Raw genomic sequence first — 11,049 nt, 5'->3', positions numbered from 1 at the left:
CACCGCTGGTGTGCGGTGCGGGGCCCGACCGACCCGTGCCGAGGCTCGGGGCCTCGCCGGAACCTACCCCGGCGTGACCGTGACGGCCCCGGCCGACGACACCGTGATGGTCCCGTTCTGGAACCGCTGGGACGTCCCGGAGGCCGAGACCACCGCCGCGGCGACAGGGAACCCGAGGCGACCAGCAGGACCGCCGTTCGCGACGAACGCCGCCTGGACGACCGTGGGGACGGTCTGGATCCCCGTCGTTCCCGCGATGTAGATCGTCCCGGTCTGGAAGGACTGGACGATCGCACCCGCCTCGACGCGCGGGCTGCTCGTCGGGAACCCGAGAGTGCCCGCAGGGCCTCCGCGGTCCCGATAGACGTCACCCATCCAACCCGACGAGTAGTTGAACCCCGTCGAGCCGGAGATGTACATCGTGCCCTTCGTGTACGGCTGGACGATCCCGCCCGCGACGCCGCGCTCAGGACCCGCGGGCCACCCGAGGGTCCCGGTCGGACCGCCGAGGGACCGGAAGTACATCTCGGCCAGGCCTCCGGTCGGGTTGCTCTGGATGCCGCCCGAGCCGGAGACGTACACCGTGGCGCTCGTGAACGCCTGGACGATCCCGCCTCCTACGAAGCTCGTGTTGCTGGTGGGGAGGCCCAGCGACCCCTTGTAGCCACCACGTGAGGCGTAGACGTCGGCCATCATCCCCCGCGCGACGTACCCGCTCGACCTCCCGTCGGTGTAGAGCACCCCGGACTGGAAGGGCTGGTAGGTGACGGGGTTCGCGGTCGTCGCAGGGCCCGTCGGGAAGCCGAGGGGGCCCGCCGGTCCCTTGGTCGACGCGTACACGGTCTGGATCGCCGTGGGGACCGTCTGGATGCCCGTCGAACCGGCGATGTAGACCGTCCCGCGCTCGAACGTCTGGACGATGCCACCAGCCTCGACCCGTTGGCCCCCGACAGGCAGACCCAACGGGTTCTTGGTCCCGCCGTTGGCCCGGTAGAGGTCGTACATCCACCCGGACACCGGGTGGTAGCCGCCGCCGTAGCCGTAGATCGCACCGTGCTGGAACAGGTGGACCTCGACCCCGTCCGAGGTCGTCCGACCCGTGGGGAAGCCGAGCGGCCCGGCGGGCCCGCCAGCGGCGACGTAGGCGGTCTGCACGGCGGGCGGGAGGGTGTGCACGCCTGCGGAGCCGGAGATCCAGACCGTCCCCCCCTGGAACGACTGCGTCAGCCCACCGGCGACGACGGAGCCCGGGGTCGTCGGGAAGCCCAGAGCACCGGCCGGTCCGCCGTTCGACGTGTAGACGTCGAGCATCCACCCTGAGACGAACGTGAACCCCGTCGCTCCGGAGATGAACATCGTCCCGTTCTGGAACGGCTGCGAGAGCCCGCCGGCGGGACCGGAGTGGGAGCCGGTGGGGAACCCCAGCACGCCGGCCGGCCCGCCCAGGGTGTTGTAGTAGAGGTCGAGCAGCCCCGCGGGCACCATCTGGACCCCGAACAACCCGGACATGTACACCGAGCCGCCCTGGAAGCCCTGCCTGACCCCGCCCGCGACCACCGAGGCCGCCGTCGTCGGGTCTCCGGCCGCGGCCCTGTTGCTCGCCACCTGGTACCAGTTCCAGATGTAGGGGGAGATGACGAACCCGGAGGAGCCGAACCAGTCGCCGAAGTACAGGAAGAAGTTGCGGTTCCCGTAGCTCGAGCACGAGTTCCCCGTGCCGTACCCTGCGGCGAGAGCCGCCGCGTTCGGCACGTAGGGGGTGTAGTTGTAGAGCGCCGCGGTGGCCTGGTTCTGGATGTGGACCTGGGTCGTCCCGCACGCGGTGTTCGGGTGGTACAGGATCGTGTTCGTCCGGCCCGCGACGTAGGAGTAGCTGGTGGGCCGGGCCTTGTAGAGCTGGAACTGACGGGCTGCGCGCTGCATCTGGATGAAGAAGCCCGAGTAGCTCGGGTCGCACCAGCCCCCTGCGTTGTCCGGGCACCCGTAGCCGAGAGCACGGCGGAACGTCGCCGCCGGCTTCCCGGCGGTCGACGTGACGAGCCCCTGCTCCTTCTGAAGGGTGACCAGGAGAACCTGCGGGTTGATCTTGCAGGCGACCGACACCTTGGCGATGATCTGCGCCGCGGTCTCCGACGGCGCTCCCTGGTAGGCCGCGCAGTAGCTGTCACCAGGGATCGTGTTGGTCGACTCGCGATAGCTCTTGAGACAGGTGTTGCCCGCCGCAGGTGTGCACCGGGCCCCCTTCGTCTCGATGAACGACTGGATCTGACTCGTGCTCATCGCGCCCGAGTCGTAGAACACGGCGTCGGAGATGATGAAGCCCGGGTTGAAGTCGGAGCCCGAGACGGCGGAGGCCGGGGCCGTGGAGAACAGCGCACCGGTGAGCACCAGCGCGAGCGACGTGAGAGCGGCCAGGAGGGAGCGTGCGCGCCCTGAGCGCGGACCCGGGCCGGTCATGACACGGTCACCACGACGGGAGCAGAGGCCCCCCACGCCGTCGTCGACTCGTAGGAGAGGACCGCGGTCCAGTCACCGGGGGAGACCTCGGCGGAGCTCACGATCAGCTCGCCGCAGGACATCGTCGTCGGCCCCTCGAGGGCCTCGGACGTGACGCTCCGGACGACCCCGGACAGGGACAGCTCGAGCGTGCAGGTCGCCTCCGTGTCGACGGTGTCGGCGAACCCCCGCACGACCACTCCCGCGGCAGGGTCCCAGGTCGAGTTGGAGATCATGACGTCGATGCTCCCCACCGTCGGCTTGGCCGGGCCCGGGGACGACGAGGGAGCCGGAGCGGAGGTGGGCGAGGGGGACGGGGTGGACGGGGCGGACGGGGCGGGCGAGGACGGACCGGGGTCCGGAGAGACCGCGTCGTCCGTGGTCGTGGGGCTCGGTTCGACCGCGGTCGGGGAGGAGGTGTCGGCCCCCTCCGGGCTCTGTCCGCCGGTCGAGCACCCGCTCGCGACGCCTGCCAGCACGAGGACGAGTGCCGTGGTCGAGATCACTGCCTTGATGGTCATGGGCGCGCCTCCTGGGTCCGGTGGGCGGCTCGCGACGATCGAGGAGCCCGGTCCGTCCGGACGTGCACCGGCGTCGATGGATCGTCCGGTCGGGCTAGACGAATGCGGGAGCGGCGTTCCTTGGCAGGATAGGTCGCCGACCACGGGACGGCGCGTCGAGGGCAGGTCGTCACCCCGGCGCGCGGGTCGGTCAGACGAAGATCCAGAACCTGTAGAGCAGGTAGTTCCAGCACGTGCTCGCCGCGACGATGACCGTCTTGCCGGCCACGACCGGCATGCCGAGCATGGCCGTCAGGTGGAGGAACGCGAGGGTGACCAGGTAGTTGAACCCCAGCAGGATCCCGTAGCGGGTGGTCTGTCGCAGAAGGTTGCCACCTTCGCGCGCCATGACCGTGCGGTTCAGCGTGAAATTGACCAGGACCCCGGTCCAGTACCCGATCGTCGCTCCCAACCAGACGTCCCAGCCCAGGACGCCGGTGCAGAACCAGAGAAGGCCAGCATCGATGACAAAACATAGGCCCCCTATGCTGATGTACTTCACCAGAGGGTGTCTCGCGAGGCGCCGAGGCATGGAATCAGCCTTCGAGGCCTCCTGCCGGGGGGCGGAGACGTCGTCGCTCGGCTGTACCTCGGTCATCGCTTCGTGCCACCTTTCGCCGTGCGCCCCTGCGCCGGGCCTCGCCTGGCCACCCGGGAGGCGGACCAGCCCCAGACTATAGTGGCCGCCATGAAGTTCCCCCTCCTCGGCGAAGCGTCGCAGACCCCAGCGCCCCGTACCGACACCTGTGCCGTGCTCAGGTGTGCAGCGGCGTCCGACCGGCGGGTGGCGGCGTGACGCGTCACTCCGTGCGTCGGCCGATGGACGGTCTGCGCTGGCTCGTCGTGTCGGCCGCGCTCTTCGCGATGTGTTCGTTGTGGGCGATCGCCACCCCCGCGATGTCCTCGCCGGACGAGCCCAGCCACGCCGTGAAGGCCGTGGCGGTGGCTCACGGGGAGCTCGTCGGGGACATCGGTCCTCGGCCGACGACGTGGATGATCCCGGGGGCGATGACGACGGTCGAGATCCCCGCCGACTACGCAACCGTGGCCGACCTGGGCTGCTACGTGGCGATCCCGGACCAGGACGCCTCGTGCATGCCGGCGTTGCCCAGTGATCACACGTCGTTCGCCGAGGCCCAGACCGCAGCGGGGCACTACCCGCCGCTCTACTACCTGCTCGTCGGCTGGCCGAGCACTCTCATGCCTGCCGATCCGGGGATCCTGGTCATGCGCCTGGTGTCCGGCGCGGTGTCCACGATCTTCGTCGTCGCCGGGCTGATCGCGCTGCGGGCCACCCGTGCGAGCCGGGTCGTGCGGTGGGGAGCGGTCACCGCGCTGACCCCGATGTCCCTGTTCCTCTTCGGGACCATCAACCCCAACGGGCTCGAGATCTCGGCGGCCTTCGCCGCCTGGGCGTCGATCTGGGCCGTGTTCCGTGCCCGCGGCCAGGCGCCGAAGCACGTGTACGCGATCGCGGCCGTGAGCTTCGCGGTGCTCGCCAACGTGCGTGGGCTGTCCCCGCTCTGGGCGATCGTCATCGTCGCGATCGCGGCCCTGGGCAGCGGTCAGCTCGGCGCGCTCTGGCGGGACCGACGTCCGCTGCTCCTCGGGAGCTTCGCATTCGTGGCGGCGGTCTCTCTGCCCGCGATCCTGTGGTCCCTGCGCTACGGGACGCTGTTGACGGGTGAGGGCATCTGGCCGCAGTACCAGGACCGGGTGCTGGCGGTCACCGACATGGTGCTCTCCCTGAGCAGGCAGTACGAGCAGATGATCGGCAACCAGGGGTGGTTCGACTCTCCTGTTCCTCTCCTGACCCTCCTCGTCTGGACCATCTCTCTCGGCATGCTGGCCGCACACGCGCTGCAGCGTCGCGGGCAGGTCTCGGGCAAGCTCGCCCTGTGCGTGCTGTTCGTGGGCGTCGTCGTCGGGCCGATGCTGATCCAGCTCCCCGGGGCTGCCGACGCCGGGCTGGTCTGGCAGGGCAGGTACACGCTCCCGATCGCGATCGGTCTGCCTCTCCTGGCGGCCTGGCTCATCTCCGCACCGGGTGGGGGAGAGGGCACCAGCGTCGCGGAACGTATCGCCCGAGGCATGATCCCGGCGCTCGGCGTCGCCCACGTGCTGGCCTTCTACGGCACGGCCCGTCGTTACGCGGTCGGCATCGACGGCCCCTACGCGACGACGGACCCCGCCTGGTCGTCGAACCTCGGGTTCATGCCTGCGGTCGTCATCTACGGGGTCGCGGTGGCGGCCTTCCTGATCGCCCTGTCCGGTCCTCGGCGGCCTGGCGCCGTCGAGATCACGCCGGACCCGGCGACGGGTGGGACGGCCGCACCTGCCGAGGTCGCGACCGCACCGCAGGCCCTGGAGCCCACCCGGTCGTAGTCCAGGGGTGGGGTAGCATCGTGCAGTCCTCGGCGCGGCTCTGCCGAGCGAGTTCGCGATACGGAGGAATCGATTGAAGCGCGTTGCTTTTTACCTGTTCTGGGCCGCCGACGGTCATGCGGACGACTACATCCCATACTGTCTTGAGGACCTGGGACGCAGCGTCGAGACAATCGTCTTCGTGTCCAACGGCCCACTGGACGACGACTCGCGTGCGCGCATAGCGCCTCTCGTCAGCGAGATCGTCGAGCGTGAGAACGTCGGATACGACGTCGGGGGCTACCAGGACGCCCTGGCGCGCTTCGGTGCCGAACGGCTGCGCGAGTACGACGAGCTCATCCTCATGAACTACACGTTCTTCGGTCCGATCTACCCGTTCGCCGAGGTCTTCGAGCGCTCGGAGACCTGGAACGTCGACTTCTGGGGACTGACCGACCACGGATCGGTGACGCCCCACCCGTTCGCCGCGAAGAAGACCATGCACGCGCACATCCAGTCCCACTGGATCGCCGTCCGTCGTTCGCTCTTCGACACCGACGCGTTCCGTGAGTACTGGGCGACGATGCCGCTCATCGAGTCGTACAACGACTCGGTCGACCATCACGAGGCCCGCTTCACCCATCACTTCGAGAGCCTCGGGTTCGGCAGCATGGTGGCGTTCCCCGAGCGCAACTACCCCAGCAAGCACCCGGCCATCGACCTGCCGGTGCTGCTGCTCAACGACCGCTGCCCGATCATCAAGCGCAGGTTGTTCTTCCAGGACCCGCTGTACCTGAACGACAACGCCGTCATCGGCCGGGACGTCATCGAGAAGGTCAAGTCGACGGACTACCCGCTGAGGTTCGTCTGGCAGAACATCTCGCACACTGCCGAGCCGCGGGTCGTGTCGACGAACATGACGCTCACGCACGTGCTTCCCGACGTGCCGACCGGCACCGGGAGCGGTGCGAACCTCTCCATGGCCGTCCTGATGCACGTCTTCTACGAGTCGATGATCGACGAGATGATGGACTCGGTCGAGAACGTGCCCGTCCCGTACGACCTGTACATCACGACGACGGACGCGATCAAGAAGGAGTACATCGAGCGTCGGCTCGCCGCGCGGGGGCGGGAGCAGTTCGACGTCCGGGTCCTCGAGTCGAACCGCGGTCGTGACATCACCGCGTTCCTGATCGGGCTCCGTGACGTCCTCCAGGACCCCAAGTACGACGTGATGCTCAAGGTCCACTCCAAGAAGTCCGCCCAGGACGGCTTCGCGGTCGGGGAGTGGTTCAAGCGCCACCTCATGGAGAACCTGCTCAGCTCCCCGGGGTACGTCCAGAACGTCCTGGACCTCTTCGGTGACGACGAGTCCGTCGGGATGGTGTTCCCCCCGGTGGTGCAGATCGGCTATCCCACGCTCGGCAAGGCCTGGTACAGCAACAAGAAGCCGGCCGCGGCTCTCGCCAAGCGACTCGGGATCGACGTTCCCTTCGACGCGAACACGCCCCTGTCGCCCTACGGTTCGATGTTCTACTTCCGGCCGGAGGCGCTGAGGCCGCTGCTCGACGCCCGGTTCCGCTGGGCGGACTTCCCCATGGAGGGCCAGTACGGGGACGGATCGCTCGCGCACGTGGTCGAGCGGCTGTTCAGCTATGCGTCTCTCTCCGAGAAGTACACTGTTCACTCGGTGATGAACACCACGAACGCCGCGATCAACTACAACTTCCTGGAGTACAAGCTCAGCGCCCTGAGCTCCCGCCTCCCTGGAACCATCACCGAGCAGTACGAGTACCTGGTGTCGATCACCGGGCTGCCGAACGTGCTGGTTGCGATCAAGCGTTCCGTCGCGCTGCGCCACCCCCGCGCAGCCAACATCCTCCGCCCTGCCTACAGGGGTGCTCGAGGTGTCCGTCGCCTTCCTGGCGCCGTGGTCCGGAGCATCAAGGGCGGCACGACGGCCGAGAAGCGAGCGGACGAGGACCTCACGTGACTGCTGGTGTGTTCTCCGTCCCGCGCAAGCTGAGGCTCCAGGGCGGGCCGCTCTCGCTCGTCGAGGCCTTCGACCCGCGTGCGAACAGCATCGGGTTCCTGCGCTGGCTCATGGCGTTCCTCGTGATCTTCAGCCACGCTGGTCCGATCGCCGGTTTCTACGGCGGTCACGACCTCGGCGTCCAGATCAGCTCGGAGCAGTCGATCGGCGGCGTGGCCGTCGCCGGCTTCTTCTTCTTCAGCGGATTCCTGATCGCGCGCTCGCGCATGGGCTCGTCGACCATCTGGCGCTACCTGTGGCGTCGTTGCCTACGCATCTTCCCCGCGTTCTGGGCGACGCTCCTGCTCGTGGTCCTCGTCTTCGCGCCGATCGCCTGGTGGCACACGACGGGGTCGCTCACCGGCTACTGGAGCGTGAACTTCGAGTCCCCGCTCACCTACTTCTACAACAACATGTGGCTCGACCTGGGGCAGCGCAACATCGCCGGCATGGGTGCCGAGCTCCCGTACTCGCAGCTCCACGGAGGGTACGACTGGAACGGCTCGGCCTGGACGCTGCGCTACGAGTTCCTGGCGTACATCGTCGTCGCCGTGCTGGGACTCTTCGGTGCTCTGGCGAACCGGATGATCGGCGGCATCTTCTGCGCCGTGGTCCTGGTGCTCAACGCGATGCAGTGGTCGGGTGCCGGCACCCTGTGGTCGGTCAACCCGATCTTCTCGGACCCGTTCCTCCTGATGTTCCTCGCTCCGTTCTGCTTCGGGGTCCTGTTCACCCTGTTCGGCGACCGCATCCCGGTCGACGACCGCCTGGCGATCGGTGCGCTCGCTCTCGGGGCACTGACGTACGCCTACGGTGGCTGGAACGTCATCGGCCAGTTCGGCTTCCTCTACTTCCTCATGTGGTTCGCCGTCCGAGGAAGGATCACCAACTGGGAGAAGCACGGCGACTTCAGCTACGGGATCTACATCACGGCCTGGCCCGTGATGACGCTCGGAGCGTTCTTCGGCCTCCAGGACTCCGGCTGGCTGGTCTATCACGTCGTGGTGATCGTGGCGACGCACGTCCTCGCCTATCTCTCCTGGCACCTGATCGAGAGCCCGGCCATGAGCCTCAAGAACTGGACGCCACGGCTGCTGGACCGCGGGCTGACCTTCATGAGGCCGGCCACCACGTTCTTGCGTGAGGAGCTCGTCAACCCGGACTTCTCGTCCACGCCGTACGCCAGTCGGCTGCGCAAGCAGCGGCAGTCAGCAGAAGGACAGTCATGAGCGACACCCAGCAGGGCACAGGAGACCCCACCCCGGTGCCAGAGCCGACGCCGACCGTGCAGCCCACGGTGCGTCCGCGTGCCGCGCTGCTGCCGCGTCGTTCCTACATCCCGCTCACGGCCCTCGTCGTGGTCTCCGCGATCATGGCAGGACTCGGGCTCGCGTCGAGCAAGGGCTGGCTCGATGCCGAGGCTGCCGTGGAGGCGAACACCCCGGACACCTGCCGCTCCGACCTCGTCCCGGGGGACCCGACGATCTGGACGGGCCCCAGGACACCCGAGTCGGAGGCGGTCTTCGCGGCCAACACCACGAATCTCCCGTTCCCTGGCGTCCCCGGCCGCGAGGGCTTCATGTTCTGGTCGGACCTGCAGGCCAACAACTTCTCCGACATGCTCGGGCGGGCTCCGTGGCTCGACGAGCAGCGTGACCAGTGGCGTGACTACTTCGCCGACCTGCGTGCGGGGCTGGCCCGCGAGGGGACCGACCTGCTCGTCGTCGTCGCCCCCTCCTCGGGAACCGTCTACCCGGAGATGCTGCCCGACTGGGCACAGCCGCTGCGGGGTCTGACCCACTTCGACCAGCTGCTCGCCGTCTCGGGTGACCTGCCGATCGTGGACGTCCGAGGGACCATGCAGGACGCTGCCGAGGACGAGTGGGTCTACAGCGCCGTCAACAGCCACTGGACCCCTTACGGGGCATCGGTGGCGTGGCAGTCGATCAGCGAGTGCCTCCAGGACCTGTACCCGGACTCCGACTACGACGGGCTCGCGAGCGCGGACGTCGTCGGGGTCGATGTCCAGGCCCCGCCGAACGAGTTCGCGGCGGGGGGTGGCGCCGCGCCGCGCGACGACTGGACGGTACCGACGCTCGACCCCGGCCCCGTGACGACCACGAAGGTTGCCGGCGACGGGACGACGACGGACCTCGTCTGGCCGGCCGGCGTCGACCTGCTCGAGCTTCCCGTGACCACGTCCGGGGGCGAGATGGCCAAGAAGGCGCTCGTCGTCGGCGACTCGCAAGGTACTGCTCTGTCGGCCTTCTGGGCAGGCTCGTTCGAGTCGACCGTCCAGATCCGTCACTTCCTGGACGACCCGAGCCAGCGCGCCAACGTGCTCGACGCAGCACGTCAGTCCGACGCCGACCTGGTCGTCTTCGAGCTGACGGAGAGATATCTGAGCCTGCAGCCGCCCACGATCCTCAACTGATCCGTTGGTGAGAGGACCCTGGATGGGCATGCACGGCATGTGTGGAGGGAGTACGGATCGATGACGACGTGTGTGGTGACCGGAGGAGCCGGATTCATCGGCTGCGCTCTCTCGACCGCGCTCGCGGACCGTTTCGACCGGGTGGTCGCGTTGGACAACCTGCACCCGCAGGTCCATGCGGATCAGGTACGCCCTCCGGGGCTGGACCAGCGCGTCGAGCTGTTCCGCGGGGACGTGACCGTGGCCTCCGACTGGGAGCGCCTCCTCGATCACGTCACGCCTGACGTGATCGTGCACCTGGCTGCTGAGACGGGGACCGCTCAGTCCTTGACCGAGGCGAGCCGTCACGGGCTCGTCAACGTCGTCGGCACCACGCGGATGCTCGATGCCCTGGCGACCCGCGACGTGCGACCGCGGTCGATCGTGCTGACCTCGTCCCGCGCGGTCTACGGCGAAGGGGCATGGCGGGACCGGCGAACCGGTGGGATCAGCTATCCGGGACAGCGTTCCCACGCGATGCTCACGTCCGGGCAGTGGGAGTTCCCGGGCCTCGAGCCGGTTCCGCACGGCTCGCGGACCGTGCGACCGGCGCCGTCGAGCATCTACGGCTCGACTAAACTGTGCCAGGAGAACCTCGTGGCGGCGTGGTGCCAGTCGATGGGGGTCGCCTCGGTGCTCTTCCGGCTCCAGAACGTCTACGGGCCGGGGCAGTCGCTGAGCAACCCTTACACCGGCATCGTCCCGCTCTTCGCGCGGATCGCCAAGGCCGGGAAGTCCATCCCGGTCTACGAGGACGGTGACATCGTCCGGGACTTCGTCTTCATCGACGACGTCGCGTCGGCGATCGTCGCCGGAACCGGACTGAACAGCTCCACGGCCGACCCGTTCGACATCGGGTCAGGCAGCGGGACGAGCATCATGCAGCTCGCGACCTGGATCGCCGCCCGGTACGGCGCTCCGGCGCCCCATGTCACCGGGGAGTTTCGCGACGGGGACGTCAGATCAGGCGTGGCAGACATTGAAGCGGCGCAGGCCGCCCTGGCATGGCGTCCCGCCGTGCCGGTGGAACGTGGGATTGGCCTACTGTGCGATTGGATCGATGGCAGTGAGCAGTACTGAGAGAACGGCGTCCGAACCTACGGGGAGTGAGGAGTTCCGGCTGA

The 11,049-nt window shown here is 68.3% G+C and carries 8 protein-coding genes; 5 read left to right on the top strand and 3 right to left on the bottom strand.

The window, feature by feature from the left end; translation table 11 throughout:
• Positions 1 to 63: 63 nt before the first annotated feature.
• The 3 genes from H9652_RS00690 to H9652_RS00680 form a co-directional block, all read right to left on the bottom strand.
• Positions 64 to 2,457 carry an LGFP repeat-containing protein gene (locus H9652_RS00690; RefSeq protein WP_191794184.1) on the bottom strand — a complete coding sequence of 798 codons (2,394 nt, stop codon included), beginning with the start codon at positions 2,455 to 2,457 and terminating at the stop codon, positions 64 to 66.
• Positions 2,454 to 3,017 (bottom strand): hypothetical protein, encoded by a 564-nt coding sequence (locus tag H9652_RS00685; protein ID WP_191794183.1) that lies wholly within the window; start codon positions 3,015 to 3,017, stop codon positions 2,454 to 2,456. Before H9652_RS00685 ends, H9652_RS00690 begins: the two co-directional genes overlap by 4 nt.
• Positions 3,018 to 3,207: 190 nt before the next feature.
• On the bottom strand, positions 3,208 to 3,558 hold the full coding sequence (locus H9652_RS00680) for a GtrA family protein (RefSeq protein ID WP_191794182.1): 351 nt from the start codon (positions 3,556 to 3,558) through the stop codon (positions 3,208 to 3,210).
• 290 nt (positions 3,559 to 3,848) lie between these two features.
• Between H9652_RS00680 and H9652_RS00675 the strand changes: the two genes are divergently transcribed.
• The 5 genes from H9652_RS00675 (at position 3,849) to H9652_RS00655 (ending at position 11,005) form a co-directional block, all read left to right on the top strand.
• A complete protein-coding gene (locus H9652_RS00675) occupies positions 3,849 to 5,441 on the top strand; it encodes a DUF2142 domain-containing protein (RefSeq protein ID WP_191794181.1) in 1,593 nt (530 codons plus the stop codon).
• A gap of 181 nt (positions 5,442 to 5,622) precedes the next feature.
• Positions 5,623 to 7,413 carry a rhamnan synthesis F family protein gene (locus tag H9652_RS00670; RefSeq protein ID WP_191794180.1) on the top strand — a complete coding sequence of 597 codons (1,791 nt, stop codon included), beginning with the start codon at positions 5,623 to 5,625 and terminating at the stop codon, positions 7,411 to 7,413.
• Entirely contained in the window at positions 7,410 to 8,681 is a 1,272-nt protein-coding gene (locus H9652_RS00665) for an acyltransferase family protein (protein ID WP_318243919.1), read from the top strand. Before H9652_RS00670 ends, H9652_RS00665 begins: the two co-directional genes overlap by 4 nt.
• Positions 8,678 to 9,886, top strand: coding sequence for an alginate O-acetyltransferase AlgX-related protein (locus H9652_RS00660; protein WP_191794179.1), 1,209 nt, complete (start codon positions 8,678 to 8,680; stop codon positions 9,884 to 9,886). Before H9652_RS00665 ends, H9652_RS00660 begins: the two co-directional genes overlap by 4 nt.
• Positions 9,887 to 9,946: 60 nt before the next feature.
• Positions 9,947 to 11,005, top strand: a complete 1,059-nt coding sequence (locus H9652_RS00655; RefSeq protein ID WP_191794178.1) for an NAD-dependent epimerase/dehydratase family protein — start codon at positions 9,947 to 9,949, stop codon at positions 11,003 to 11,005.
• Positions 11,006 to 11,049: the final 44 nt, after the last annotated feature.

The organism is Oerskovia rustica, assembly GCF_014836555.1.
Lineage (GTDB): Bacteria > Actinomycetota > Actinomycetes > Actinomycetales > Cellulomonadaceae > Oerskovia > Oerskovia rustica.
This window is presented reverse-complemented; position numbering and strand designations above follow the sequence as displayed.

Coding starts and splice junctions, on each gene's coding strand:
- H9652_RS00690 (WP_191794184.1), bottom strand. CDS start 2,457: ATGACCGGCCCGGGTCCGCGCTCAGGGCGCGCACGCTCCCTCCTGGCC.
- H9652_RS00660 (WP_191794179.1), top strand. CDS start 8,678: ATGAGCGACACCCAGCAGGGCACAGGAGACCCCACCCCGGTGCCAGAG.
- H9652_RS00685 (WP_191794183.1), bottom strand. CDS start 3,017: ATGACCATCAAGGCAGTGATCTCGACCACGGCACTCGTCCTCGTGCTG.
- H9652_RS00655 (WP_191794178.1), top strand. CDS start 9,947: ATGACGACGTGTGTGGTGACCGGAGGAGCCGGATTCATCGGCTGCGCT.